We start from the raw sequence: 24,208 nt of genomic DNA on the forward strand, positions 1-24,208 counted from the left end.
GCGCCCGTTGTCGTCAGACGGTGCCCTTCGCCACTTCCTCGGGCTTCATCTCGACGATCTTGTCGAGCGCGGCGCGCACGTCGGCCGCATATTTGGCGAGCACCTTCTGCTCGTCGGTCTCGGGCACGAACGGCGGCACCGGCACCGGGTTGCCGTTCTCGTCGACCGCGACGAACACGACGAGGCAATCGGTCGTCTGGCGCAACACGCCGCCCTTCGGATCGCCGGCATGCACGGACACATGGATATGCATGCTGGTGCGCCCCGTCGCGACGACGCGCGCCTTCAGTTCGACCAGGTTGCCGACGAGGATCGGACGCTGGAAGCGGATATTGCCGACGCTGACCGTCACGCAATAGCGGCTCGACCAGACCGCCGCACACGCATACGCGACCTCGTCGATCCACTTCATCAGCGCGCCGCCATGCACCTTGCCGCCGAAGTTCACGGACGACGGCTCGGCGAGGAAGCGGAATACGGTTTCGGTGCGGTCGAGGGCGGCCGGTACGGGGGACGGTTGGGACATCGTGGTAGCTCCAGGCGGCGGGGGCACTGCAATCGGCGCATTATACGTTGCACTGCGGCAACACGTCGCGGCACCCGCCGCGCACGCTGAGCCGGCGTCGGCGCCGGAAATCGGCGCCCGTCAGCGGCGCACCGTGATCCCCTGGTCGATCGTCCCGTACATCTCGAGGCTGCCGCCCCGCGCGCCGGCAGCGCCCGCGCCGCCCTGCGCACAGGCCGCGCAGAGGAGCGCGGCCGCCAACAAGCAGAAAATCGTCTTCATCGTTGCATCGTGTCGCATCCGGCGGCCCACTGCCGCCGCGTCGGGTCATTCTACGCGCGCGCGGCCGACGACCGCCGGTCGCGCACCGCCCCGCCGCATCCGACATTTCATCCGAACGCGAAACATCGAATGCGCGCAGCGCCTACACTGCAGTCATTCCGCCTGACGAGACACGACGATGACCGATCAAGACGACCACCACTTTCCAGGCCTGAGCCGGATCGGCGCACTGATCGCCGATCCCGGGCGCGCCGCGATGCTGTGGGTGCTGATGGACGGCAGCGCGCGGCCGGCCGGCGAACTGACGATGATCGCGGGGCTGTCGCCGTCCGCGGCGAGCGCGCACCTCGCGCGCCTGACCGAAGGTGGCCTGCTCGCGCTCGACGTGCGCGGCCGGCACCGCTACTACCGGCTCGCGTCGGCCGACATCGCGGCATCGCTCGAGGCACTCGCGAACGTGGCCCGCGCGGCCGCGCCGAACCGTCCGGTGCCGCCGCCGTCGCGCACGGTGCCGGCCGAACTGCGCTATGCGCGTACCTGCTACGACCACATGGCCGGCGAGCTCGCGGTCCGCATCTTCGACGGGCTCACCGCGCGCGGCTGGCTGCAGGCGGACGGCGACGCGATCGAGGCCACCGAGCTCGGCACGCAGGCGCTCGCGCGCTGGGGCATCGACGTCGCACAGCAGCGCACGCGCCGCCGCCGTTTCGCATGCGGCTGTCTCGACTGGAGCGAGCGCCGCCCGCATCTCGGCGGCGCGCTGGGCGCGGCACTCCTCGACAGCTTCTGCGCGCACGGCTGGATCGAGCGTGCCGCGCGGCCGCGCGTGCTGCGCGTCACCGTGCCCGGACAGCAGATTTTCGACGACTGGCTTACGTCCGCTTGACGCGCACATTGCGACCGGACGACAACGGCGCGCGATGGACAGGTTTTGTTACATCGCGTGCCATTCGACTTACAAAACACCGAGCACTGAAACAGGCCGAGCGGATATTGTGAACTCAACGGCACGAATCGACGCGCCGCGATAACGACGAAGACGCTCATCATGGCCTCCCTGTTCACGCTCAAGCGAACCGCCCGCTGCACGCTGCTCGCGTTCGCCACGCTGGCGACCCTGCCCTCCGCATTCGCGCAAGCGACACAGGCCGCGGCATATGCGGCCGCCGCCCGACAGCCGGGCGGCGATCCGCCGAGCCGCGTCGCCCGGCTCAACTACATGTCGGGTGCCGTGACGACGGAGCCCGCCGGCACCGATACCTGGTCGTACGCCGCCGTGAACCGGCCGCTGACGACCGGCGACCAGCTGTGGAACGATGCCGGCGCGCGCTCGGAGCTGCACATCGGCTCGACCGCGGTGCGCCTCGGCGAATCGACGAGCCTGTCGGTCCTGAACCTCGACGACAACACGACGCAGCTGAAGGTCGGGCTCGGCACCGTGTCGACGCACGTGCGCGATCTGCCGCCGGGCGGAACCTACGAAATCGACACGCCCAATCTCGCGCTCGGCGTCACGGGCCCGGGCGACTATCGCGTCGATGTCGCGCCGAATGGCGAGACCACGACGGTCACCGTCCGCAGCGGCAGCGCAACCGTCTACGGCAGCAACGGGCAGTATCCGCTGTCGCCCGGGCAGCAGGTCGTGTTCACCGGCACCGACCTGCAGGTCGCGCAGCAATCGGCCGCACCGGCCCCCGACGCGCTCGACCAGTGGGCCGCCGGCCGCGATGCGGCCGAGCAGCGCTCGGTGTCGGCCCGCTACGTATCGCGCGACATTCCCGGCTATCAGGATCTCGACGCGAACGGTACTTGGCGCGAAACGCCGAATTACGGCAACGTCTGGGTGCCGAACGACACGCCGGCCGACTGGGCGCCGTATCACGACGGTCACTGGATCTGGCAGGCGCCGTGGGGCTGGACGTGGGTCGACGATGCGCCGTGGGGCTTCGCGCCTTATCACTACGGCCGCTGGGCCTATGTCGACGACAGCTGGGCATGGGTGCCCGGCCCGATGGTCGTCAGCCAGCCGCCCGTCTACGCGCCGGCGCTCGTCGCGTTCGTGGGTGGAGGCGGCGGTCCCGACTGGAGCGTCGCGCTGACGGTCGGCGGCGTCGCCGCGGCCGGCTGCGCGTGGTTCGCACTCGGCCCGGGCGAACCCTGGCATCCCGGCTGGGGTGGCTGGAGCCCGCATTACTACGATCGCGTGAACCGGAACATCGTGGTCAACAACGTGACGGTCAACAAGACCGTGAACGTGACGAACATCAACAACGTCACCAACATCACGAACATCAACAAGACGTACGTGAACTTCCGGGCGCCGCATGCGATCACGGCCGTGCCGGCATCCGCGTTCGTGCACGGTCAGCCGGTCGCGCACTTCTCGCAGCGCGTCGATCCGCAGCAATGGCGCAATGCACACGTGATGCCGGGCACCCCCGGCATCGCGCCGGTGCGTCAGAGCTTTACCGGCGGACTGCGCACGGCCAGCTACCGCCCGCCGGCGGCGATCGGACAGCACACGTTCGTCGCGACGCGCAATCCGGCGGTGCCGGCTGCATATCGCGACCAGGCGGCCGCGCATCTCGCCCGGCAAGGCGGGCGCGTGCCGGGCGCGGGCGCGCCCGTCGCGAGGACGAATGTGCCGGCCGACTATACGGCTCGCCCGGTTCGCGTTCCGGGCAATCCGAAAGCCGGTGCATGGGCGATGCGCAACGTGCAGCTCGTGAATCCGCACGGTCCCGTCGTGCAACCGGCACACGCGCCGCGCGACGGGCAGCCCGCTCCGGCACAGGCAGAGGCACAGGCCGCACGGCCGGGTGCCCCGATGCCGATCATGCCGAATGGCGTGCGGCCGATGAACGGCGAAGCCCCCAATGCGCCGCGCGTCGCGAACGGCGCCACGCCGCAGGCGCCGAGCAATCCGGCTCCGCATCAGGCGCCCGGCGCCGGAAATGGCGTCCCGCACCCGCCGACGGCCGTCAACGCGCCGACCGGGCACGACAACACGCACGCTGCCGCGGCGCCCGCGCCCGCGTGGATGCAGCCGCACACGCCGATGGAGCGTCAGCGCCCGACGCCGCCGACGGCACTCCACGCAGCGGGACAGAATGCCCTGCCGCCCGTGCGCAGTGCGGCGGCGGTCCCGCATCCGGAAGCCGCGCACGGCACGCAACCCGACGCGCGGCAGGAAACGCCGCGCGCGTTACCGCAACCACGGATCGATACGACCGCGCAGATTCCGCAGCCACGTCCGCGTCCTGACTTCGCGGCACCGGCCCAGCATGCGCAGCCGCGGCCCGAGCGGGCGGCCCCGACGCCGCAACCGCGCCCCGAATACGCGCAACCGGCACCGCGGCGCGAGGTCGCGCCGCCGCGCGTGAACGAATACCGCCCGCCCGCGCCGGCCGTGCACGACATGCCGCGGCCGCAGCCGCAGGCGCCGCGCATGGAGCCGCGGCCGTCGATGCCCGCGCCGCGCATGGAACCGCGGCCGCAACCGGCGCCGCACGTCGAGGCGCCGCGCCCGAGCAATCCGCCGCCCGGCGGCCACGAGGAGCGGCACCGCCAATAACCGCCCGATGAAACGGAAAGGCCCGACCGGCGAATGCCGGTCGGGCCTTCTTCATTCCATCTGTCGCGTATCGCGTAACCCGCGCCGCCGTCGAACGCCGGGGCTCAGACCGCCATCGGCGCGGTCAACGGCTCATGATGCCGGTAGCCGACGAGCGAGAAGTCGGACGGCTCGATCTGCTCGAGCCATTCGGGTGCATAAACGCCCGTCTTCGCGTAGTCCGGCACGCGCTCGGCGATCTCGAGCCGCGGGCTGTCGTACGGTTCGCGCGTGAGCTGCTGCTGCAGCATGTCGAGCTGGTTCTCGTAGATGTGCGCGTCACCGATGAAATAAGTGAACCAACGCGGCGTGTAACCCGTCAGCCGGCCGACGAGCGACAGCAGCGCGGCCCCTTCCGTCAGGTTGAACGGCGTGCCGAGCCCGACGTCGTTGCTGCGGATGTACAGGCACAGCGAAATCTCGCGCTTCGTGACGTTCGGCAGGAACTGGTACAGCAGATGGCACGCGGGCAGCGCGATCTGGTCGAGTACGGCCGGATTCCACGCGTGAAACAGGATGCGGCGATCGGCCGGGTTCTCCATGATCGTGTCGAGACACTGGCGCAACTGGTCGATCGCCTTGTACAGCAGCACCTTCGGCGCACCGTCCTCGTCGAAGCGCGTGACGATCCGGAAACCGCGGCGCGTCGCGTCGGCGATCTGCGCGTCGGCGCCCGCGTCGAGCACCTTGTAGCCGGGCCACTGGCGCCATTGCACGCCGTACACGTCACCCAGGTCGTCGACGCCCTGGCGGTACGGGTTCGCGAGCCACTGCGCATTGTCGTTCGCGTTCGCGTCCCACACCTTGCAGCCGAGCGCGCGGAAATCGGCCGCGCTGCGCGATGCCCGCAGGAAGCCGACCAGTTCGCCGATCGCGGACTTGAACGCGAGCTTCTTGGTCGTCACGGCCGGGAAACCTTGCTGCAGGTCGAACCGCAGCATCGCACCGGGCATGCTGATGGTGCGGATGCCCGTGCGGTTCTCCTGCCAGGTGCCGGTGTCGAGGATGGTGCGAACGAGGTCGAGGTACTGTTTCATGCGGGTTCCTTCGGCCGCGAGGGCGGCCGTCACCCGCCAATTTTAGCAAGCGTGACGCGGAACCTCCGGCAACGGCGCCGAAAACCCTCCCAGCGGGTCGCTGCGATCGCGCATGCCATGCGCGCACATCAGCCGGTACAACGTGACGCGCGACACGCCGAGTTCGCGCGCCGCATCGGCGAAACGGCCGCGGTGGCGCAGCAGCGCCTGCTCGATCGCCTGCCGTTCGGCCGCTTCCCGCGCCTCGGTGAGCGAGACGGGCGCCAGGATCGCGAATTCGTTGAGCTCGAGATCGGCCGCGGTAATCATCCGGCCCTCCGACATCACGATCGCGCGGCGCACGCGATTGATCAGCTCGCGCACGTTGCCCGGCCACGAATAACCGTACAGCGCGGCGATCGCGTCCGGCGAGAAACCGCGCAGACGGCGATGCGCGTCGCCCTTGAAACGCTCGAGCATGTGGCGCGCCAGCAGCTCGATGTCCTTGCCGCGCGCGCGCAGCGGCGGCTCCTCGATCTTCAGCACGCACAGCCGATGGAACAGGTCCTCGCGGAACCGCCCGTCGCGCAGCGCCGCTTCCATGTCCACGTGCGTCGCGCAGATCACGCGCACGTCGACCGGCACCGACACATGCGCGCCGAGCCGCTCGATCTTGCCTTCCTGCAGGAATCGCAGCAGGCTCGCCTGGCTCTCGAGCGGCAGGTCGCCGATCTCGTCGAGAAACAGCGTGCCGCCGTTCGCGGCCTCGACACGGCCGATCTTGCGCTGATTCGCGCCCGTAAAAGCACCGCGCTCGTAGCCGAACAGTTCGGCCTGCAGCAGCGTCGACGGAATCGCACCGCAATTGATCGCGACGAACGGCGCCTGCGCGCGCGCCGAGCGCTCGTGGATCGCAACGGCCGTCAGTTCCTTGCCGGTACCCGATTCGCCGGAGATGAACACCGGTGCATCGGTCGTGGCGACGCGCCGGATCGTCCTGAAGAGGCCGAGCATCGCGTCGCAGGTGCCGACCATCTCGCCTTCGGCGCGCCCGGCGCCGACGGGCGACGCCACCGGGTCGGTCAGCGCGACCATGCCGTGCGCATGGCCGATGGTCTCGACGATGCGCGACGCCTCGTACGGCATCGTCACGTAGTCGAAGCAATAGTCGCGAATGAGATGTCGCAGCGTGGCGTCCTGCAACTGCCCACGCCGGGTCGCCGCGATCCAGCCGATTTGCTGGATGCTCAAGCACGTTTCGAGTTCGCGCAGATCCGCGGGCCGAAAACCCGGCGAGAAATCGAGCAGGCCGGCGGTTGCCACGCCGTGCTGCACGACACGCCGCACGTCGCGTGCGCTTTCCGCAAGATCGACGCGCCACCCGCATTCGTCGAAATGCCCGCGCAACGCGTCGTTCGGCTCGCGCGAGAAATAGATCACATGCCGCTGCTCGGCTCCCATATGCCCACCCCGTTCATCAACCGTCTAACGATTGCCGTACACGCCAAGTCACGTGCAAAAGGATCGAACCGGGTCAGCCGAAGCGGCTCGATTCGCCATGCCGATGCGCGGCGGCGACCAGCCTCGCATGATGGCGTTTGTCTCGCGTCCAGTTATTTTTTGGTCACGACGGCTTAGTTATAGGCGCTGAATGCGACAAACCAATTGCAGCGCAAAGGGGCGAGCGGCCGAATCGCTCAATGGTCGACGTTTATCAATCATCTGCACATAGCACACGCGCAGCGACGCGTACCTGCATCGACACACGCGCAAATTTTCATCCTTGAAGCGTTTTGATTGAATCCGCAGTATTCCCAAGCCCCGTCGTTTCACGCCTGAAACATTTCCCGGCGTTTTCGATTGCGATTCATGACGCTCCCCCGCAAATCGCAGACGCGACAACGCTCTTCGCCCGATGGCATGCATTTCGCTGAATGTGCAACGGATCGGAGAAGGCGGCCATGCGAACACTTTTTTCACGGTCTTGCGTGCAGATGACGATAGCGTTTGCGCTCGCGTGCCCGTTCATGCCGGCACGCTCGGAAGAAGGCACGCGGCCCGAACGCGCGATGCTGCTTGCCGATAACGCGCCGCGCATGCAACAGGACAACCGCATCAGTATCGTGCCGATCGCCGCACCCAAACCGCGTTCGTCGGGCAACACATGGGTGACGCTGTGGGACGAGCTCGCCCCGCCTGCTCCGCTGCCGATCCCGATTCCTGTTCCGCTTCCCGGCAACGCGCAACATGCGATGGAGGGAAACACCGGAAACCGCATGCATCGATAATCCGCTCACGACGCCACACGCCGCTCAATCGATGAGGATTACAGATCGAGTGGGATGAATCAGGCCGTTTCATGCAGCGTCCATATCTCGACGCGAACCGTTTTTTGTGTCCGTCCCCCGGCGGGCACTCTTTTTATTCAGGACATCACGGCGCAAAGGCCGCACCTCGTCGCCACCGCCGACGAGGCGCGGCGGACCGAAAACCGCCAATGCGGTCGCGCGCCGCCATTCCGGTAGAATCGGCGCCATTCCGGCTCTCCTCTTCCCCGACCTTCATGACGACGTTGACCCTGATCGTCGCGCGCGCCCGCAACGGCATCATCGGCCGCGACAACCAGTTGCCCTGGAAACTTCCCGAGGACCTCGCGTTCTTCAAGCGCACGACGATGGGCGCGCCGATCGTGATGGGCCGCAAGACCCACGAGTCGATCGGTCGGCCGCTGCCGGGCCGCCGCAATATCGTCGTCACGCGCGACGCAACGCGCCGCTTCGACGGCTGCGACACCGTCACGTCCCTCGCCGATGCGCTCGCGCTCGCCGCGCGCGACGGCGTCGCCGAAGCATTCCTGATCGGCGGCGCACAGCTCTATGCGGAAGGCCTGGAGCTCGCCGACAAGCTGGTCGTCACCGAAATCGACGCGGACTTCGAGGGCGATGCGTCGTTCCCGGCGCCCGATCCCGCGCACTGGCACGAAGTGTCGCGCGACCCGCACCAGGCCGCCGCACCGAACACGTTCGACTATGCGTTCGTCGTCTACGCGCGCAAGCGCGGCTGACACGCGGCGCACGACAAAAAGCCCGACCGGCGCACGCACGCCGGTCGGGCTTTTCAGTTTCCTGGCGGCCGACGCCGCGCCGTTTACTGCCCGGCGATCGTCATCTGCTCGATCAGCACCGAGCCCGTTTCCTTCGTCCCGCGGACGATCGAATCCGCACCGATCGCGACGATATGCCGGAACATCTCCTGCAACGTGCTCGCGACGGTGATTTCCTCGACCGGATACTGGATCACGCCGTTCTCGACCCAGAAGCCGGCCGCGCCGCGCGAATAATCGCCGGTCACGTAGTTCACGCCCTGCCCCATCAGCTCGGTCAACAGCAGGCCCGTGCCGAGCTTCTTCAGCATCGCGTCGAAATCGTCGCCCGGCTGCGTGTTCGAACTGCGCAGCGCGAGGTTGTGCGAGCCGCCCGCGTTGCCGGTCGTCTGCGTGCCGAGCTTGCGCGCCGAATAGGTCGACAGGAAGTAGCCTTCGACGACGCCGTCGCTGACGACGCTGCGCGCACGCGTGCGCACGCCTTCCTCGTCGAACGGCGCGCTGCCCATCGCGCGCGGCACGTGCGGATCCTCGACGACCTGCACGTGCGGCGCGAACACCGGCTTGCCGAGGCTGTCGACGAGGAACGACGTCTTGCGGTACAGCGCGCCGCCGCTGACGGCCTGCACGAATGCGCCGAGCAGGCCGGCCGCGAGCGGCGCCTCGAACAGCACGGGCACCTTGCGGGTGTCGAGACGGCGCGCGCCCATCCGCGCCAGCGCACGCTCCGCCGCATAACGCCCGACGGCTTCCGGCGCAGCGAGGTCGACCGCGCTGCGCTTCGACGAATACCAGTCGTCCCGCTGCATGTGGCGGCCGGTGCCCGCGATCGGCGCACACGCGATGTAGTGGCGCGAGTACGGGTAGCCGGCGAGGAAGCCGCGCGACGTCGCGAGCACGAACTGCGAATGCTGTGCCGACACGCTCGCGCCTTCCGAGTTGCGGATCTGCGGGCTGACCGCGAACGCGGCGTCTTCCGCGCGGCGGGCGAGCTCGACGGCCTCGTCGGCCGTCAGCGCCCACGGGTGGTAGAGATCGAGGTCGCGCGGGTCGGTTTCGAGCAGCTCGGCCTCGGCGAGGCCGGCCGCGTCGTCCTCGGCCGTGAAGCGCGCGATGTTGTACGCGGCGGCGACGGTGTCCTTGATCGCGGCCGGCGAGAAATCCGACGTGCTCGCGTTGCCGCGCTTCTTGCCGATGAACACCGTCACGCCGACCATCTTGTCGCGGTTGTGTTCGATCGTCTCGACCTCGCCGCGGCGCACCGACACCGACAGGCCGTCGCCTTCGGAGATTTCGGTCGCGGCGTCCGTCGCGCCGAGTGCCTTCGCATGGCGAAGGATGTCCGAGGCAATTTCTTTGAGCTGGTCCTGCGTGTGCGGGAAATAGCGCGCTTGTACGTCGAGATTGGCTGCCATCGTCGTGATATCCGGTGGCGGGCGAGCCGCCCGCATGTTCAAAATGTTGCGTATCCCGCGATCATAGCAAGGTCCGGGGCCACATACCGACAAGCTTGGGGTGTGCGCGCCGCGATACAATGCCGCCCATGACACGCAAAACCCGAATCCAGCCGATCGAGCACGCCGACGACGACACCGGCAATGGCTACGATCGCCCCAGCAAATCCCAGTTGAAACGCGAGATGCACGCGCTGCAGGAGCTCGGCCAGGCCCTGGTCGACCTGCCGAAGGACGCGCTCAAGCGCATGCCGATGCCCGAGGACCTCGCCGACGCCGTGCGCGAGGCGCGCCGGATCACCGACCACGAAGGCAAACGCCGCCAGCTCCAATACGTCGGCCGCGTGATGCGCTCGCTGACCGACGAGGAAACGGCCGCGCTGCGCACCGCGCTGGACGCCCAGCGAGGCGTGAACAAGGCCGCGACCGCCCGCCTGCACTGGATCGAGCGCACGCGCGAGCAGCTGCTCGCCAGCGACGACGCGCTGACCGAATTCCTCCGCCTGCACCCCGAAGCCGACATCCAGGAAGGCCGCACGCTGATCCGCAACGCACGCAAGGAAGCGCAGCAAGGCAAGCCGCCGCGCTATTTCCGCGAGCTGTTCCAGTGGATCAAGACCGCGAGCGGTACGGACGAGGCCGACGCAGACGAAGCGCCGGACGAAGCCGGAGACGACCATGACGACGAAGCGTAACCACCCGGACGAGCTCGTGGTCGGCCTCGTGTCGATCAGCGACCGCGCCAGCGCGGGCGTTTATGAGGACAAGGGCATCCCGGCGCTGCAGGAATGGCTCGCCGGCGCATTGCGCTCGCCGTGGCGCGCCGAAACCCGGCTGATCCAGGACGACGCGCCGACGATCTCCGCCACGCTGGCAGAACTCGTCGACGTCGCGGGGTGCGATCTGGTGCTGACGACCGGCGGCACCGGCCCCGCGCGGCGCGACGTGACGCCGGACGCCACGCTGGCCGTTGCGACGAAGGAAATGCCGGGATTCGGCGAACAGATGCGGCAGATCAGCCTGAATTTCGTGCCGACCGCGATCCTGTCGCGGCAGGTCGCGGTGATCCGCGAGACGGCCGACCACGCGGCGCTGATCATCAACCTGCCCGGCCAGCCGAAGTCGATCCGGGAAACGCTCGAAGGGCTGCGCGACGCCGACGGCAAGTCGACCGTGCCCGGCATCTTCGCGGCCGTACCCTACTGCATCGACCTGATCGGCGGCCCGTACATCGAGACCGACGCCGCGGTGGTCGCGGCGTTCCGGCCGAAGAGCGCGCAACGCGCGCCGCGCTGAGTCCGTGCCGGCCCGCTCAGGCGGCCGGCGCGGACTCGCCTGCCGGCGCCGACGCGGCCGGAATCAGGAAATGCTCGCGGTAATACTTCAGTTCGTCGATCGACTCGTGGATGTCCGCGAGCGCCGTGTGCATCGCGCGCTTCTGGAAGCCCTTGTAGATCGCGGGCTGCCAGCGGCGGCACAGCTCCTTGAGCGTGCTGACGTCCAGGTTGCGGTAGTGGAAGAACCGCTCGAATTCCGGCATCCAGCGCGCCATGAAACGGCGATCCTGGCAGATCGAATTGCCGCACATCGGCGACTTGCCGGGCGATACATACTGCGCGAGAAACGCCTGCAACTGCGCGGCAGCCTCCGCCTCGGTCACGGTCGACGCGCGCACGCGCTCGATCAGGCCCGAGCGGCCGTGCGTCGACTTGTTCCAGTCGTCCATCTTCGCGAGCGTTTCGTCGCTCTGGTGGATCGCGAACACGGGGCCTTCCACCGCGATGTCGAGCGTGGAATTGGTCACGACGACCGCGATTTCGATGATGCGGTCGTTATCCGGGTCGAGGCCCGTCATCTCCATGTCGAGCCAGACGAGGTTCAACTCGTTGCGCACGAGCGCGGGCTGGCTGGCGGAAGCGGCGGTATCGGTCATGAGTCATCCCTGGAAAATGGCGGACGGCGCGCGGCGCCGCCCGGGCGGCCGGCATCGCGTGAGCGGGCCCGGTCCGCAAGAACATATAATTCTCGCATAGAACCCTTTGGCGCCTTCGATGTCACCCTTTTCGTTCACCCTGCTGTTCGCGATCGTCGTGCTCGCGATGGTCGTCACCAAGCTGTGGCTCGCGTCGCGGCAGATCCGCTTCGTCGCCGCACACCGCAACGGCGTGCCCGCGCAGTTCAGCGCCACCATCCCGCTGACCGCCCACCAGCGCGCCGCCGACTACACGGTCGAGCGCACCCGGCTGGCGATGTTTGAAATCGTCGTCAGCGCGGCCGTGCTGGTCGGCCTCACGCTGCTCGGCGGCGTCGGCGCCCTCGACACGCTGCTGACGGGCTGGTTCGGCCGCGGCTACGGGCAGCAGGTCGCGCTCGTCGCCGTCGTGCTCGCGATCATGGGCGCGATCGACGTGCCGTTCGAGTATTACCGCCAGTTCGGGATCGAACAGCGGTTCGGCTTCAACCGCATGACCAAGCGCCTGTTCTTCACCGACATGCTGAAGAACACGCTGCTCGGCGCCGTGCTCGGCCTGCCGCTGCTGTTCGTCGTGCTGTGGCTGATGAACCAGGCCGGCAGCCTGTGGTGGCTGTGGACCTGGATCGTCTGGGTCGCATTCCAGATGCTCGTGCTGCTGATCTACCCGACCTTCATCGCGCCGATCTTCAACAAGTTCGAACCGCTGAAGGACGAAGCGCTGCGCACGCGCATCGAGTCGCTGATGAAGCGGTGCGGCTTCGCGGCGAAGGGCCTGTTCGTGATGGACGGCAGCCGCCGTTCCGCGCACGGCAACGCGTACTTCACGGGCTTCGGTGCGTCGAAGCGGATCGTATTCTTCGACACGCTGCTCGCACGGCTGTCCGGCCAGGAAATCGAGGCCGTGCTCGCGCACGAACTCGGCCACTTCAAGCGCCGCCACGTAATGAAGCGGATGCTCGTGTCGTTCGTGCTGAGCCTCGTGCTGCTCGCGCTGCTCGGCTGGCTCGCGCAGCGCACGTGGTTCTATACGGGGCTCGGCGTCACGCCGTCGCTCGACACGAGCAACGCGGGCGCCGCGCTCGTGCTGTTCTTCCTCGCGATCCCCGTGTTCCTGTTCTTCGCGACGCCGTTCAGCAGCCTCACGTCGCGCAAGCATGAATTCGAGGCCGACGCGTTCGCGGCGAGCCAGACCGATGCGCAGGATCTCGTCAGCGCGCTCGTGAAGCTTTACGAGGACAACGCGTCGACCCTCACGCCGGACCCCGTCTACACGGCCTTCTACTACTCGCATCCGCCGGCGTCGCAGCGGATCGACCGCCTGATGCAGCACGCATGAGCCGGCCGACCTCCCGCAAGCCGGCTCCGCGCGCATCGGGCGCGCCGCGTGTCGACGGCCGCGTGATCGCGGCGCACGGCCGCCACTATATCGTCGCGCCCGACGACGGCGGCCCGATGCTGCAGTGCTTCCCGCGCGGCAAGAAAAGCGAGATCGCGGTCGGCGACCGCGTCGTGTACGAACAGGCGTCGGCCGACCAGGGCGTGATCGTCGAGATCGGCGAGCGGCGCAACCTGCTGTACCGTTCCGACCAGTTCAAGTCGAAGCTCTTCGCAGCCAACCTCGATCAGCTGCTGATCGTGCTCGCGACCGAGCCCTATTTCAGCGAGGATCTCCTCGGCCGCGCGCTGATCGCGGCCGAAGCGAATGAACTGAAGCCGCTCGTCGTGCTGAACAAGATCGACGTCGAGGCCGCGCTGCCGGTCGCCCGCGAGCGCCTCGCGCCCTACCGCGCGCTCGGCTACGACGTGCTCGAACTGTCGGTGAAGGGCGCGCCCGACGATGCGCGCGCGCAACTGATGCCGCATCTGGCCGGGCATTCGACGATCCTGCTCGGCCAGTCCGGAATGGGCAAGTCGACGCTCGTGAACCTGCTCGTGCCCGATGCCGAAGCCGCGACCCGGGAAATCTCGGCCGCGCTCAACAGCGGCCGTCACACGACGACGTTCACGCGCCTCTACCCGCTCGAAGGCGGCGGCGCGCTGATCGATTCGCCGGGTTTCCAGGAATTCGGCCTCTACCACCTGACGGAAGGCCGCCTCGAGCGCGCGTTCCCGGAATTCCGCCCGCTGCTCGCGGACTGCCGTTTCTATAATTGCCATCATCTGCACGAGCCGGGCTGCGCGATTCTCGAAGCCGTCTCCGACGGCCGCATCTCACCGTCGCGGCATGCGCTTTACGCACAGCTCGTGCACGAGGCAAGCCAGATCGTCCGCTGAGCGCACGGCGGGCAGAAGGCGGCCGGGGGCGCCGGCCCGGCCTTCACCGACAGGAGCCGCGATGCGTTTCAAGGCCCCCAATCTCGCCACCGCGCAGCATTGGGCGAATGTGCTGCAGGCGGCCGGCATCGGTTGCGAACTGCACAACTGCTACGCGACCGGCGCGCTCGGCGGCCTGCCCGCCGACGCTTGCGCCCCCGAGCTGTGGCTCGACGACGAGCGCGACGATGCGCTCGCTCGGCGGCTCCTCGATGCGGCGTCGCATGGCCCGTCGGCCGGCGCCGCTCCGTGGCGCTGCCGTCGATGCGGCGAGGCGCTGGAGGCTCAGTTCACCGCCTGCTGGCAGTGCGGCGCCGTACGCGATCCGCTCGACGACTGAGCGGACTGACCTGGCGCATGGCAAAAAGGCCGGCATGAAGCCGGCCTTTTCGTTTCATCGCGCACGTGCGCTGCGGCGTCACGACACCCAGACGGCCAGCGTCAACATCAACAGCAGGATCATCCACAGGATCACGGCGCGCCAAACCAGGCCGACCGCGGACTGCAGCGTGCGCGGCGTGCAATCATCACCGACCGTCAACGGGCCGCTGTCGCCGACCGCCAACGCGTCGAGACTCGACGGTTCCGCGAGCGGCCCCGCGAGGCGCGCGCCGAGCGCGCCGCTGCCGGCCGCGAGCAGCACGCCGTCGTTCGGGTCGGGCCACTGGCGCGTGTGATTGCGCCACGCGTAGATCGCATCCTCGAAGTTGCCGACGATCGCGAAGCCGAGCGCGGTCAGTCGCGACGGAATCCAGTCGATCACGAAGAACGCGCGCTGCGCGAACGTCGAGAACGCGGCGGTGCGATCGTCGCCCGGCGTCGACCAGCTGCGCGCGAGATATTCGGAGATGCGGTACAGCACGGCACCGGCCGGACCGATGGGCAGCACGTACCAGAAGAACACGCCGAACACGTGGCGATGCGACGCAACGACCGCATGAATCAGCGTATGGCGGACGATTTCGCCGACCGGCATGTCGACCGTGTCGAGGCCCGTCCACTCGTGCAGGATTTCACGCGCGCGCGGCACGTCGTCGTTGTTGAGCGCGAGATGGATATCGGTGAAATAGTGGCTGAACTGGCGGAAGCCGAGCGTGAAGTACACGACGACGACGTTCCAGATGAACGCGAGCACGAAGCTCACCTTGAACAGCAGAAAGTAGATCAGCGCGACGATCAGCACCCACGGCAGCACGACTGCAAGCCATGCGAGCACACCATGCTTTTGCTTGCCGGCGTCGAGGCCATGCGCGACGGTTTCCGCATGAAACTGGAACAGGGCGAACACCGGATTGCTCGGCGACAACGCGCGGACCTGTTCGATGATGAGGGCGAGAAGAACCGAAAAGAAAGTCATGCGTGGCGCCGTCTTCGGAGTTATGTCATTTTTTGCATAACGATAGCACAGCGTAAGCAGCGCATGGCTGCCGACGCGACGGGCCGGCGGCCGGCCGCGTGCGCGGGTTCGGGCCGGATGCTATCCGGCTGCCAAGAAGCGGTACAGATTGCGCAACATGCCGGCAGTTGCGCCCCAGATGAAGTAATGCCCTGCCGATTCGCCGTTCGGATAGGGCATCGCAAAAAAACGACGCTCGCCACCTTCCCAGCGGAACACGCGCACCTGGTGGTTCGCCGGACTCATCAGGAACGCGAGCGGTACCTCGAAAATCTCGGCAACCTCGAACGTGTCGGCCTGCACGGTAAACGGCGGATGCACGAGCCCCACGATGGGCGTCACGCAGAAGCCGGTCCCCGTCAGGTAGTCGGGCAGCGCACCGAGCACCTCCACCGGTTCGGCGGCCAGTCCGATTTCTTCCTTCGCCTCGCGCAACGCGGTCGCCGTCGCATCGCGATCGAACGGCTCGCGACGGCCACCGGGGAAGCTGATCTGCCCGGCGTGGTCGTTCAGGTGGTCGGCGCGCTGGGTCAGCAGCACGGTGAGGCCGCCCTCGCGAACGACGAGCGGGATGAGGACGGCGGCGCTGCGCGGATCGACGCCCTCCTGCAGCCGTGCCTCTCCGGGCTCGACGCTCCATTCGAGCGTGCGCGCGAAACGCTCGCGCAGCCCGGGCGGGGTCATCAAGCGGGTTTCGATGGACGGCAAGCCGGCGCCAGTGCCTTCGACCGGCAGCACTTCGGGATCAATGATGGGGCGGCGATTCAATGGGGATCTCGAGTTCGTGACGTATCGAGCATATTGTCGCGCCAGAATGAAAAAAGCACCCGGGAGGGTGCTTTTTCCTTACAGCTCTTACTCTTGGGAAGCTGCTGCGGCGCGATCCTTCGACACCAGCTTTTCCTTGATTCGAGCCGACTTGCCCGAACGCTCGCGCAGGTAGTACAGCTTCGCGCGACGCACATCACCGCGACGCTTCACGACGATGCTCGCCAGCAGCGGCGAGTAGGTCTGGAACGTACGCTCGACGCCTTCGCCCGACGAAATCTTGCGGACGATGAAGTTCGAGTTCAGACCACGGTTGCGAATCGCGATCACGACGCCTTCGTACGCCTGAACGCGCTTGCGGTTACCTTCAACCACGTTCACGTTCACGATCACCGTGTCGCCCGGGGCGAATTCGGGGATCGTCTTGCCGGCGAGCGCGCGCTCGATCTCTTCCTGCTCAAGTTTTGCGATCAGATTCATCACTGACTCCTAAAGCCATCTTGTCGGCGTTTGCACCCGCCTGCTTCCAGGCTTGGCCCCGATAGAGGATGGATTCACATCAGGCACCGCGCACGCATGCACGGCACCGCCATTTCCCGCCCGCGCCGCCGCCTCAGGAGGCGTTCTTCGCTTCGCGTGCGAGGTTCGCAAGCCATGCCTCGTCGGCACGGCTCAACAACTTCTCGCGGCGCGCCCGGACGATCAGGTCCGGCCGCTTCCGCAACGTATTCCTCAACGCTTCCTGGCGCCGCCACCGCTCGATCTCGGCATGATGGCCGCCGAGCAGCACGTCCGGCACGCGCATCCCCTCGTATTCCTCGGGGCGCGTGTAATGCGGACAATCGAGCAGCCCGTCGGCGAAGCTGTCCTGCACAGCCGACTGCGCGTCGTTCAGCACGCCAGGCAGCAGGCGCACGACGGCATCCATCATCGCCATCGCCGGCAGTTCGCCGCCGGACAGAACGAAATCGCCGAGGCTGATTTCCTCGTCGACGCACCGGTCGAGCAAACGCTGATCGATCGCCTCGTAGCGGCCGCACAGCACGATGACACCAGGCTCCTGCGCCATTCGCACCGCACGTTCGTGCGTGAACGGTGCACCTTGCGGCGACATCATCACCACACGCGTGCTCGCGACGCCCTGATCCGCCTGCGCTGCTTTCGCAGCGCCGATCGCGGCCTCGAGCGGCCTGGCCAGCATCACCATGCCCGGACCGCCGCCGTACGGACGATCGTCGACCGTGCGGTAGTTGTCCGTCGTGAAATCACGCGGATTCCAGGTGCGCAGCCCGAAGCGCCCCTGCTTCACGGCCCGGCTGGTGATTCCCCAGTCGGTCAGTGCGCGGAACATTTCGGGAAAGAGCGTGACGACGTCGAACTGCACCGCGCTCTCCGTAACCTGGTTCATTAGTAATCGGCTTCCCAGTCGACGACGATGCGACGTGCCGCCTGATCCACCGTTTTGACGTAGACGCCGACGAACGGAATCAGCCGTTCGTCGGTGGTCGGCCGACCATCCTTGCCGACTGCCGGATACTCGACGCGCATGATCGAATGCACGCCGTTGTCGATCATCCCGCTCACCGTCCCGAGCGCCACCGATTGCTCGTTGACGACCTCGAGGCCGATCAGGTCAACCCAATAGAATTCGTCCGCGGCCAATGCCGGGAAATCTTCCCGGCGCACGAACACGCGAAAGCCGCGCAAAGCCATTGCGGCATCGCGGTCGTTGACACCCGCGGTATGCGCGACGACTGTGTCGCCGTGCGTCTTCGACTGCAGGATGCGGGCAGACAAGCGCTCCCCACCCCGTTCCAGCCACCAGCGGCGCGCCTTGAGCAGCGCATCGCCGCCGCGACCGGCGTCTGCATGCGTCGCCACCTTGACCCAGCCTTTCAGGCCATAGGCGTCGACGACCGCCCCGACCTCGACAGCATCGTCGGGCCAGGCTTGTACTGCCTCGAGACTGCCCTGCTCGGCAGCCGTACCGGCGCTCGCGACAGTGTCGCGCTCGACCGGCTTGCGGACGAATGCGCCAAATGACGCTCGCCCGCGCTTTGCGTTACCGGAATCGTGACCGGACATCAATGCTCCTTGCAGCCGGCACGACCGGCACACCGCGCCATGTTAGGCAGCCGGTTGCGCCTTTTGCGCTTCCTTCACGAGACGCTGGACGGTCGGCGACAGTTGCGCGCCAACGCCTTGCCAGTACGTCAGGCGGTCCTGAGCGATACGCAGCGATTCGCCCTTCGTGGCGACCGGGTTGTAGAAGCCGACGCGCTCGATGAAGCGGCCGTCACGACGGTTGCGCGAATCGGTAGCGACGATGTTGTAGAACGGGCGCTTCTTCGAGCCGCCGCGAGCCAGACGGATGATAACCATATGAAATCCTTCGGGAAAACCGGGTTCGAAACTACTGAAACGTGCGATTATAGCCGGAAACCAAAGCCACAACAAACACTTACGCGCAAAAATTCCACGGACGCCCTGCACGCCGGGCATACAATCGTCGTGTCCACGACGCTTACCGCCGCCATGCCGCCATCTTGCGTCACCCTGGCGCGCCGCGCGCAGCACCGCCTCGCGGGCTTGCTGACCGGCCTCCTCACCTGCCTCGCAGCCACCGCGGCTTACGCCGCAACGCCGGCGGACAAACTCGTCGTGCCACCCGGCTTCCACGTCGACGTGCTGACCGACGCAGTGCCGACCGCCCGCGAAATGGCGTGGTCGCCGCGCGGAATCCTGTATGTCGGCTCGCGGGAAGGCCGTGTGCATGCACTTGTGATGCAGGAGGGCCGGATCACGGCCCGCTACGTGATCGCATCGGGGCTCGACATGCCCGTCGGCGTCGCGTATCGCGACGGCGCGCTCTATATCTCCGCCGTGTCGCGTATTCTGCGCCTCGATCACATCGACGACCGGCTCGCCAGGCCTCCGGCGCCGGCTGTCGTGACGGATACGTTGCCGACCGATCATCATCACGGCTGGAAATTCATCGCATTCGGCCCCGACGGCAAGCTCTACGTGCCGACCGGCGCCCCATGCAACGTGTGCCTCGCCGATCGCGATCGATACGCGATCATCGCACGCATGAACGCGGACGGCAGCGGCCGGGAAGTGTTTGCCCGCGGCGTGCGCAATACCGTCGGCTTTGCCTGGCACCCCGAGTCGCGCGAGCTGTGGTTCACCGACAACGGGCGCGACTTGATGGGCGACGACGTGCCCGACGACACGCTGAATCGTGCGCCGCGCGCGGGCCTCGATTTCGGCTTTCCATATTGCCACGGCGGCGACACGCCCGACCCTGAATTCGGGAGCGCCGACGTGTGCCGCCGCTACGCGCCGCCCGTGCTGAAACTCGGCGCGCACGTCGCGGCACTCGGCATGCGCTTCTATACGGGAACAATGTTTCCGGCGTCATATCGCAACAACATCTTCATTGCCGAGCATGGTTCGTGGAATCGCAGCACGAAGGTCGGCTATCGCGTAATGCGCGCGGTCGTGTCGGCCGACGGCAGCCACGCAAGCCAGACACCGTTCATCACAGGCTGGCTGCGCGCGGACGGCACCGTGTGGGGGCGCCCGGCCGACGTCCTGCCGCTGCCGGACGGCTCGCTGCTCGTCAGCGACGACTACGCAGGCGCCATCTACCGCATCACCTATGCGGCACCTTGACGCATGCAAGGGGTGACCGGGCCCGACCGGGCATCGTAGAATGCGTGCCGGGCCGAGCGCCCCGCGCCGGCCCGCCGGCCGCCCATGCCAACGATAATCCGCCGCCATCCATGTCCAGCAGCACCGCATCGTCCCGCCGCTTCCGCTCCAAGACGCTCACCGCCGCCCTCGCGTTCCTGCTCGGTTCGCTCGGCGCGCACCGCTTCTACCTGTACGGCTTTCGCGACGTGTACGGCTGGGCGCACCTGCTCGCGACAATCGTCGGGATCCCGGGTTTCCTGCTGCTCGCCGCGACCCAGCGCAGTGCCAACCTCGGCTGGTGGCTCGCCGTGCCGGGTGCGATCTCGCTTCTGGCAGCGTTCCTCGCCGCGCTCGTCTACGGCCTGCGCCCCGACGAGAAGTGGGACGCGCAATTCAATGCCGACACAGGCAAGCACAGCCAGTCAGGCTGGACGGTGATCTTCATCGTGATCTTTTCGCTGCTGATCGGTGCGTTCCTGCTGATGACCGCCCTCGCGCTGTCGTTCCAGACGTACTTCGAATCGCAAGTCGAAGCGGCAAAGCAAATCTCGCAGTAAGCGCCAACACGCGTCGGCCGGATCAGAACAGGCTCAGTTGCACGTCGTCACGCGACTTCGTGCCGGTCGCGCCCGCCACCGGGCGCTGCGCCGCCGCCCCGGTCGCCGGCGCACCGCGAAACTGCGACAGATCCAGAATGCCGTTCGCACGCTCGTTCAACCCTAGCCGCTTCACGGCCTGACGGAACCGCTGCCGCAACAGGTCGGCCCAGATTCCCTCGCCCTTCATCCGCTTCGCGAAATCCGAGTCGTAGTCCTTCCCGCCGCGCATGTCGCGCACGCGGTTCATCACGCGCTCCGCGCGATCGGGGAAATGCGCGGAGAGCCAGTTCTTGAACAGCGGCGCGACCTCCCACGGCAGCCGCAGGATGATGTAACTCGCGTGCGTCGCGCCGGCTTCCGCACAAGCTTCCAGCACACGCTCCATGTCCGGCTCTGTGACGAACGGGATCATCGGTGCAATGCTGACGCCCACCGGCACGCCCGCATCACGCAGCGCGCGGATCGTGCGCAGCCGGCGCGCCGGCGTCGCCGCACGCGGCTCGAGCGTGCGCGCGAGATCGGCATCGAGCGTCGTGATCGTGACCGCGGCCATCACCTGCCCGCGCTTGGCCATCGGGGCCAGCAGATCCAGATCGCGCTCGATCAGGGACGATTTCGTGATCGCGGCGAACGGCAGCCCGTGATCGTGCATCACCTGGATCACACTGCGCGTGATGCGCAGATCGCGCTCGACCGGCTGGTATGCATCGGTGTTGACGCCGAGCGCGATCGGCTCCGGCACGTAGCGCTTGCGCGAAATCTCGCGCTCGAGCAATTCGGCCGCGTTGACCTTCGCATAGATGCGGCTCTCGAAATCGAGCCCCGGCGACAGACCGAGGTAACTATGGGTCGGCCGTGCAAAGCAGTAGATGCAGCCATGCTCGCAGCCGCGATACGGATTGAGCGACACGCTGAACGGTATGTCCGGCGACTGGTTGTGCGTCAGGATGCTCTTTGCGCGCTCCTCGAACACCTGCGTCCGCAGCGGCGCGGGCAGATCGGCGTCGTCCGATTCGTGTGTCCAGCCGTCGTCGACCGCTTCGCGCAGCGCCGTTTCGTATCGCCCCTGGAGGTTGTCGACCGCACCGCGCCCCTTGCGGGGCGCCGGCGGTGCTATCGGAAATTCGTTGTCGGACCGACCGTCCATGCGCTCACCCATTCGCCTGCACCAAATACTGTACATTTATACAGTATTGGGTGCAGCATGCCAAGGGCGGGATTGAGGGACGGGCTGCAGGCAGCAGCCACGGTCATTCGCCGACCGAGATCGTCAGCGTCTCCTTGATTTCTTCCATCACGACATAGCTCTTCGACTGCACCGCGCCGGGCAACTGCAGCAGGATGTCGCCCAGCAGCTTGCGATAGTCGGCCATTTCACCGATGCGCGCCTTGATCAGGTAATCGAAGTCGCCGGACACGAGATGGCACTCGAGCACCTCGTCGATCTTCATCACTTCGCGCCGGAACTGCTCGAACATGTTGCCGCCCTTGTGGCCGAGCGTGATCTCGACGAATACCAGCAACGCGGCGCCGAGCTGCCCCGGATCGACGCGCGCGTGATAGCCGGTAATGACGCCGTCGCGCTCCATGCGCCGCACGCGCTCGATACACGGCGTGACGGTCAGCCCGACCTGCTCCGCGAGGTCCTTCATCGCCATCCGGCCGTCGTCCTGGAGCAGTTTGAGGATGCGCCGGTCGAGCTTGTCGAGCGAGCGTACTGGCTGGCGTTGCGTTCTCATTTGTTTATGCTGAAAACCTGAAAAATACGATAACAAAACCTGCACATTCGACAATACCATAGCGCAAAAAACTAGATCAGCTAGAGGTTACACGGAGACGCACGTGCGCCCGGCCTCGACCTGATCCTTCCATCTGGAGCAGCTATGCGAGTCGTCATTCTGGGCAGCGGTGTGGTGGGCGTGGCAAGCGCGTATTACCTCGCGCGCGCCGGTCATGAAGTCACGGTGATCGACCGGGAAGCCGGCCCGGCACTCGAGACGAGCTTCGCGAACGCAGGTCAGATCTCGCCCGGCTATGCTGCGCCGTGGGCCGCGCCCGGCGTGCCGCTGAAGGCCGTCAAGTGGATGTTCGAGAAGCACGCGCCGCTCGCGATCCGCCTCGACGGCACGCGCTTCCAGCTCCAGTGGATGTGGCAGATGCTGCGCAACTGCACGGCCGAGCGCTATGCAGTCAACAAGGGCCGCATGGTCCGCCTCGCCGAATACAGCCGCGATTGCCTGCAGGCGCTGCGCGCCGACACGGGTATCCAGTACGAAGGCCGCACGGGCGGCACGCTGCAGCTGTTCCGCACGCAGCAGCAACTCGACGGCGCGGCGAAGGATATCGCGGTGCTGCAGGAAGCGAACGTGCCGTTCGAACTGCTGTCGCCGGCCGAGCTCAAGAATGCCGAACCGGCGCTCGCCGCCGTGTCGCACAAGCTGACGGGCGGCCTGCGCCTGCCGGGCGACGAAACGGGCGACTGCCAGTTGTTCACGACGCGCCTCGCGGCGCTCGCGGAATCGCTCGGCGTGAAGTTCCGCTACAACACGCCGATCGACGCGCTGGCGATCGCGGGCGGCAGGATCGCCGGCGTGCAGTGCGGCAGCGAGACGGTGCGCGCGGATGCATACGTCGTCGCGCTCGGGTCGTACTCCACGAACTTCATCTCGAACCTGATGAAGATCCCCGTCTATCCGCTGAAGGGCTATTCGATCACCGCGCCGATCGTCGACGAGACGGCCGCGCCCGTGTCGACGGTGCTGGACGAAACCTACAAGATCGCGATCACGCGTTTCGACCAGCGCATCCGCGTCGGCGGCATGGCGGAGATCGTCGGCTTCGACAAGAACCTGCGTGCCGCGCGTCGCGAGACGCTCGAAATGTGCGTGAACGACCTGTTCCCGGGCGGCGGCGACACGTCGAAGGCAACGTTCTGGACAGGCCTGCGCCCGATGACGCCGGACGGCACGCCGATCGTCGGCCGCACGCCGGTCTCGAACCTGTTTCTGAACACCGGCCACGGCACGCTCGGCTGGACGATGTCGTGCGGGTCGGGCCAACTGCTCGCCGACCTGATCTCGGGCAAGAAACCGGCAATCCAGGCCGACGACCTGTCGGTGCATCGCTACCTGAAGGACGTGGCCGGCCAGACGCGCCCGGCATACGCATAAGTCGGAACGGTCCGCGGCGAGGCAGGCCGACCCGCATCAACGAAAAAGGCGCCCTCGGGGCGCCTTTTTCGTTACAGCGAATGCGTTTCGGGCTCGAAACAGAGCCTCGGCCATCGCACAAAAAAGGGGCGCTCATCGCGCCCCTCGTCTTGCGTACTTGCCGCCGAAGCGTCAAGTCACGCCGTGTCAGCCCAGTTCATTCACGAGTTCCGGCACGAGCGCGAACAGATCGCCGACGAGCCCGTAGTCGGCCACGCTGAAGATCGGCGCTTCGGGATCCTTGTTGATCGCGACGATCACCTTCGAATCCTTCATGCC

Annotated in this window: 27 protein-coding genes and 1 pseudogene; 12 read left to right on the top strand and 16 right to left on the bottom strand. The window is 67.0% G+C overall.

Features of this window, described 5'->3' with window-relative positions:
* Positions 1 to 13: 13 nt before the first annotated feature.
* Both WS49_RS01445 and WS49_RS35500 read right to left on the bottom strand, forming a co-directional pair.
* The gene (locus WS49_RS01445) at positions 14 to 526 is read right to left on the bottom strand and encodes an acyl-CoA thioesterase (RefSeq protein ID WP_014897688.1); all 513 of its coding nucleotides are present in this window, start codon (positions 524 to 526) and stop codon (positions 14 to 16) included.
* A 120-nt stretch (positions 527 to 646) separates the two neighbouring features.
* Positions 647 to 787, bottom strand: coding sequence for a hypothetical protein (locus WS49_RS35500; protein ID WP_175915183.1), 141 nt, complete (start codon positions 785 to 787; stop codon positions 647 to 649).
* Positions 788 to 965: 178 nt separating this feature from the next.
* On the opposite strand from WS49_RS35500, the gene WS49_RS01450 reads away from it, so the two are divergent.
* The gene (locus WS49_RS01450) at positions 966 to 1,673 is read left to right on the top strand and encodes an ArsR/SmtB family transcription factor (protein ID WP_059523783.1); all 708 of its coding nucleotides are present in this window, start codon (positions 966 to 968) and stop codon (positions 1,671 to 1,673) included.
* A 162-nt stretch (positions 1,674 to 1,835) separates the two neighbouring features.
* Positions 1,836 to 4,361, top strand: a complete 2,526-nt coding sequence (locus WS49_RS01455; protein WP_059523785.1) for a DUF6600 domain-containing protein — start codon at positions 1,836 to 1,838, stop codon at positions 4,359 to 4,361.
* Between the two features lie 104 nt (positions 4,362 to 4,465).
* Here WS49_RS01455 and WS49_RS01460 read toward each other — a convergent pair whose 3' ends face one another.
* Positions 4,466 to 5,437, bottom strand: coding sequence for a thymidylate synthase (locus tag WS49_RS01460; protein WP_059523845.1), 972 nt, complete (start codon positions 5,435 to 5,437; stop codon positions 4,466 to 4,468).
* A gap of 42 nt (positions 5,438 to 5,479) precedes the next feature.
* Positions 5,480 to 6,877, bottom strand: a complete 1,398-nt coding sequence (locus WS49_RS01465) for a sigma-54 dependent transcriptional regulator (protein WP_059523787.1) — start codon at positions 6,875 to 6,877, stop codon at positions 5,480 to 5,482.
* A gap of 473 nt (positions 6,878 to 7,350) precedes the next feature.
* Between WS49_RS01465 and WS49_RS01470 the strand changes: the two genes are divergently transcribed.
* A complete protein-coding gene (locus WS49_RS01470) occupies positions 7,351 to 7,704 on the top strand; it encodes a hypothetical protein (RefSeq protein WP_257130190.1) in 354 nt (117 codons plus the stop codon).
* Positions 7,705 to 7,773: 69 nt separating this feature from the next.
* Here WS49_RS01470 and WS49_RS35810 read toward each other — a convergent pair whose 3' ends face one another.
* The gene (locus WS49_RS35810) at positions 7,774 to 7,953 is read right to left on the bottom strand and encodes a hypothetical protein (protein WP_156441312.1); all 180 of its coding nucleotides are present in this window, start codon (positions 7,951 to 7,953) and stop codon (positions 7,774 to 7,776) included.
* Between the two features lie 26 nt (positions 7,954 to 7,979).
* Here WS49_RS35810 and WS49_RS01475 point away from each other — a divergent pair, with 26 nt between their 5' ends.
* Positions 7,980 to 8,480, top strand: coding sequence for a dihydrofolate reductase (locus WS49_RS01475; protein WP_059523789.1), 501 nt, complete (start codon positions 7,980 to 7,982; stop codon positions 8,478 to 8,480).
* 83 nt (positions 8,481 to 8,563) lie between these two features.
* On the opposite strand, the gene pmbA is transcribed toward WS49_RS01475, so the two are convergent.
* Complete coding sequence (pmbA, locus tag WS49_RS01480) at positions 8,564 to 9,934, bottom strand: metalloprotease PmbA (protein WP_059523791.1); 1,371 nt, start codon at positions 9,932 to 9,934, stop codon at positions 8,564 to 8,566.
* Positions 9,935 to 10,062: 128 nt separating this feature from the next.
* Here pmbA and yjgA point away from each other — a divergent pair, with 128 nt between their 5' ends.
* Together yjgA and mog are read left to right on the top strand one after the other, a co-directional pair.
* Entirely contained in the window at positions 10,063 to 10,668 is a 606-nt protein-coding gene (yjgA, locus tag WS49_RS01485) for a ribosome biogenesis factor YjgA (protein WP_290371025.1), read from the top strand.
* Positions 10,652 to 11,269 (top strand): molybdopterin adenylyltransferase, encoded by a 618-nt coding sequence (mog, locus tag WS49_RS01490; protein WP_082725450.1) that lies wholly within the window; start codon positions 10,652 to 10,654, stop codon positions 11,267 to 11,269. Before yjgA ends, mog begins: the two co-directional genes overlap by 17 nt.
* Positions 11,270 to 11,285: 16 nt before the next feature.
* Here the strand turns inward: mog and orn are convergent, their stop codons facing one another.
* Positions 11,286 to 11,906: an oligoribonuclease gene (gene orn, locus WS49_RS01495; RefSeq protein ID WP_059523795.1), complete on the bottom strand. Its 621-nt coding sequence runs from the start codon at positions 11,904 to 11,906 to the stop codon at positions 11,286 to 11,288.
* Between the two features lie 118 nt (positions 11,907 to 12,024).
* On the opposite strand from orn, the gene WS49_RS01500 reads away from it, so the two are divergent.
* The 3 genes from WS49_RS01500 (at position 12,025) to WS49_RS01510 (ending at position 14,601) form a co-directional block, all read left to right on the top strand.
* Positions 12,025 to 13,284 carry a M48 family metallopeptidase gene (locus tag WS49_RS01500; protein ID WP_059523797.1) on the top strand — a complete coding sequence of 420 codons (1,260 nt, stop codon included), beginning with the start codon at positions 12,025 to 12,027 and terminating at the stop codon, positions 13,282 to 13,284.
* Entirely contained in the window at positions 13,281 to 14,222 is a 942-nt protein-coding gene (gene rsgA / locus WS49_RS01505) for a ribosome small subunit-dependent GTPase A (protein WP_059523800.1), read from the top strand. The genes WS49_RS01500 and rsgA overlap by 4 nt, the downstream gene beginning before the upstream one ends.
* Before the next feature lie 61 nt (positions 14,223 to 14,283).
* A complete protein-coding gene (locus WS49_RS01510; RefSeq protein WP_059523802.1) occupies positions 14,284 to 14,601 on the top strand; it encodes a putative signal transducing protein in 318 nt (105 codons plus the stop codon).
* Between the two features lie 78 nt (positions 14,602 to 14,679).
* Here WS49_RS01510 and WS49_RS01515 read toward each other — a convergent pair whose 3' ends face one another.
* The 6 genes from WS49_RS01515 to rpsP all read right to left on the bottom strand — a co-directional run bounded on the left by WS49_RS01515 (position 14,680) and on the right by rpsP (position 18,807).
* The gene (locus WS49_RS01515) at positions 14,680 to 15,618 is read right to left on the bottom strand and encodes a CobD/CbiB family protein (RefSeq protein WP_059523804.1); all 939 of its coding nucleotides are present in this window, start codon (positions 15,616 to 15,618) and stop codon (positions 14,680 to 14,682) included.
* A gap of 120 nt (positions 15,619 to 15,738) precedes the next feature.
* Positions 15,739 to 16,425 (bottom strand): CoA pyrophosphatase, encoded by a 687-nt coding sequence (locus tag WS49_RS01520; protein WP_059523805.1) that lies wholly within the window; start codon positions 16,423 to 16,425, stop codon positions 15,739 to 15,741.
* An 87-nt stretch (positions 16,426 to 16,512) separates the two neighbouring features.
* Positions 16,513 to 16,905: a 50S ribosomal protein L19 gene (rplS, locus tag WS49_RS01525; protein ID WP_006753174.1), complete on the bottom strand. Its 393-nt coding sequence runs from the start codon at positions 16,903 to 16,905 to the stop codon at positions 16,513 to 16,515.
* A 133-nt stretch (positions 16,906 to 17,038) separates the two neighbouring features.
* On the bottom strand, positions 17,039 to 17,833 hold the full coding sequence (gene trmD, locus WS49_RS01530; protein ID WP_059523808.1) for a tRNA (guanosine(37)-N1)-methyltransferase TrmD: 795 nt from the start codon (positions 17,831 to 17,833) through the stop codon (positions 17,039 to 17,041).
* The gene (gene rimM / locus WS49_RS01535; protein ID WP_059523810.1) at positions 17,833 to 18,510 is read right to left on the bottom strand and encodes a ribosome maturation factor RimM; all 678 of its coding nucleotides are present in this window, start codon (positions 18,508 to 18,510) and stop codon (positions 17,833 to 17,835) included. The genes trmD and rimM overlap by 1 nt, the downstream gene beginning before the upstream one ends.
* Before the next feature lie 42 nt (positions 18,511 to 18,552).
* The gene (rpsP, locus tag WS49_RS01540; protein WP_006476550.1) at positions 18,553 to 18,807 is read right to left on the bottom strand and encodes a 30S ribosomal protein S16; all 255 of its coding nucleotides are present in this window, start codon (positions 18,805 to 18,807) and stop codon (positions 18,553 to 18,555) included.
* A gap of 153 nt (positions 18,808 to 18,960) precedes the next feature.
* On the opposite strand from rpsP, the gene WS49_RS01545 reads away from it, so the two are divergent.
* On the top strand, positions 18,961 to 20,100 hold the full coding sequence (locus tag WS49_RS01545; protein ID WP_059523812.1) for a PQQ-dependent sugar dehydrogenase: 1,140 nt from the start codon (positions 18,961 to 18,963) through the stop codon (positions 20,098 to 20,100).
* Positions 20,101 to 20,210: 110 nt separating this feature from the next.
* A complete protein-coding gene (locus WS49_RS01550) occupies positions 20,211 to 20,678 on the top strand; it encodes an NINE protein (RefSeq protein ID WP_059523814.1) in 468 nt (155 codons plus the stop codon).
* A 22-nt stretch (positions 20,679 to 20,700) separates the two neighbouring features.
* On the opposite strand, the gene WS49_RS01555 is transcribed toward WS49_RS01550, so the two are convergent.
* A complete protein-coding gene (locus WS49_RS01555) occupies positions 20,701 to 21,879 on the bottom strand; it encodes a PA0069 family radical SAM protein (protein ID WP_059523816.1) in 1,179 nt (392 codons plus the stop codon).
* Between the two features lie 91 nt (positions 21,880 to 21,970).
* On the bottom strand, positions 21,971 to 22,459 hold the full coding sequence (locus WS49_RS01560) for an Lrp/AsnC ligand binding domain-containing protein (protein ID WP_006762687.1): 489 nt from the start codon (positions 22,457 to 22,459) through the stop codon (positions 21,971 to 21,973).
* A gap of 144 nt (positions 22,460 to 22,603) precedes the next feature.
* On the opposite strand from WS49_RS01560, the gene WS49_RS01565 reads away from it, so the two are divergent.
* The gene (locus WS49_RS01565) at positions 22,604 to 23,890 is read left to right on the top strand and encodes a D-amino acid dehydrogenase (RefSeq protein WP_059523818.1); all 1,287 of its coding nucleotides are present in this window, start codon (positions 22,604 to 22,606) and stop codon (positions 23,888 to 23,890) included.
* 186 nt (positions 23,891 to 24,076) lie between these two features.
* On the opposite strand, the pseudogene WS49_RS34670 reads toward WS49_RS01565, so the two are convergent.
* Positions 24,077 to 24,208: pseudogene (locus WS49_RS34670) on the bottom strand (electron transfer flavoprotein subunit alpha/FixB family protein); the annotation flags it as partial.

The sequence above is a fragment of the Burkholderia sp. RF7-non_BP4 genome (assembly GCF_001521935.1).
Classification (GTDB): domain Bacteria; phylum Pseudomonadota; class Gammaproteobacteria; order Burkholderiales; family Burkholderiaceae; genus Burkholderia; species Burkholderia diffusa.

What these genes read in the sequence shown, in the direction of transcription:
- WS49_RS01465 (WP_059523787.1), bottom strand. Translation starts at nt 6,877, where the DNA reads ATGGGAGCCGAGCAGCGGCATGTGATCTATTTCTCGCGCGAGCCGAAC.
- WS49_RS01515 (WP_059523804.1), bottom strand. Translation starts at nt 15,618, where the DNA reads ATGACTTTCTTTTCGGTTCTTCTCGCCCTCATCATCGAACAGGTCCGC.
- trmD (WP_059523808.1), bottom strand. Translation starts at nt 17,833, where the DNA reads ATGAACCAGGTTACGGAGAGCGCGGTGCAGTTCGACGTCGTCACGCTC.
- WS49_RS01560 (WP_006762687.1), bottom strand. Translation starts at nt 22,459, where the DNA reads ATGAGAACGCAACGCCAGCCAGTACGCTCGCTCGACAAGCTCGACCGG.
- WS49_RS01455 (WP_059523785.1), top strand. Translation starts at nt 1,836, where the DNA reads ATGGCCTCCCTGTTCACGCTCAAGCGAACCGCCCGCTGCACGCTGCTC.
- WS49_RS35810 (WP_156441312.1), bottom strand. Translation starts at nt 7,953, where the DNA reads ATGGCGCCGATTCTACCGGAATGGCGGCGCGCGACCGCATTGGCGGTT.
- WS49_RS01565 (WP_059523818.1), top strand. Translation starts at nt 22,604, where the DNA reads ATGCGAGTCGTCATTCTGGGCAGCGGTGTGGTGGGCGTGGCAAGCGCG.
- yjgA (WP_290371025.1), top strand. Translation starts at nt 10,063, where the DNA reads ATGACACGCAAAACCCGAATCCAGCCGATCGAGCACGCCGACGACGAC.
- mog (WP_082725450.1), top strand. Translation starts at nt 10,652, where the DNA reads ATGACGACGAAGCGTAACCACCCGGACGAGCTCGTGGTCGGCCTCGTG.
- rplS (WP_006753174.1), bottom strand. Translation starts at nt 16,905, where the DNA reads ATGAATCTGATCGCAAAACTTGAGCAGGAAGAGATCGAGCGCGCGCTC.
- WS49_RS01445 (WP_014897688.1), bottom strand. Translation starts at nt 526, where the DNA reads ATGTCCCAACCGTCCCCCGTACCGGCCGCCCTCGACCGCACCGAAACC.
- WS49_RS01550 (WP_059523814.1), top strand. Translation starts at nt 20,211, where the DNA reads ATGTCCAGCAGCACCGCATCGTCCCGCCGCTTCCGCTCCAAGACGCTC.
- WS49_RS01500 (WP_059523797.1), top strand. Translation starts at nt 12,025, where the DNA reads ATGTCACCCTTTTCGTTCACCCTGCTGTTCGCGATCGTCGTGCTCGCG.
- WS49_RS01470 (WP_257130190.1), top strand. Translation starts at nt 7,351, where the DNA reads ATGTGCAACGGATCGGAGAAGGCGGCCATGCGAACACTTTTTTCACGG.
- rsgA (WP_059523800.1), top strand. Translation starts at nt 13,281, where the DNA reads ATGAGCCGGCCGACCTCCCGCAAGCCGGCTCCGCGCGCATCGGGCGCG.
- WS49_RS01545 (WP_059523812.1), top strand. Translation starts at nt 18,961, where the DNA reads ATGCCGCCATCTTGCGTCACCCTGGCGCGCCGCGCGCAGCACCGCCTC.
- rpsP (WP_006476550.1), bottom strand. Translation starts at nt 18,807, where the DNA reads ATGGTTATCATCCGTCTGGCTCGCGGCGGCTCGAAGAAGCGCCCGTTC.
- orn (WP_059523795.1), bottom strand. Translation starts at nt 11,906, where the DNA reads ATGACCGATACCGCCGCTTCCGCCAGCCAGCCCGCGCTCGTGCGCAAC.
- WS49_RS01555 (WP_059523816.1), bottom strand. Translation starts at nt 21,879, where the DNA reads ATGGGTGAGCGCATGGACGGTCGGTCCGACAACGAATTTCCGATAGCA.
- rimM (WP_059523810.1), bottom strand. Translation starts at nt 18,510, where the DNA reads ATGTCCGGTCACGATTCCGGTAACGCAAAGCGCGGGCGAGCGTCATTT.
- WS49_RS01475 (WP_059523789.1), top strand. Translation starts at nt 7,980, where the DNA reads ATGACGACGTTGACCCTGATCGTCGCGCGCGCCCGCAACGGCATCATC.
- WS49_RS01450 (WP_059523783.1), top strand. Translation starts at nt 966, where the DNA reads ATGACCGATCAAGACGACCACCACTTTCCAGGCCTGAGCCGGATCGGC.
- WS49_RS35500 (WP_175915183.1), bottom strand. Translation starts at nt 787, where the DNA reads ATGAAGACGATTTTCTGCTTGTTGGCGGCCGCGCTCCTCTGCGCGGCC.
- WS49_RS01460 (WP_059523845.1), bottom strand. Translation starts at nt 5,437, where the DNA reads ATGAAACAGTACCTCGACCTCGTTCGCACCATCCTCGACACCGGCACC.
- WS49_RS01510 (WP_059523802.1), top strand. Translation starts at nt 14,284, where the DNA reads ATGCGTTTCAAGGCCCCCAATCTCGCCACCGCGCAGCATTGGGCGAAT.
- pmbA (WP_059523791.1), bottom strand. Translation starts at nt 9,934, where the DNA reads ATGGCAGCCAATCTCGACGTACAAGCGCGCTATTTCCCGCACACGCAG.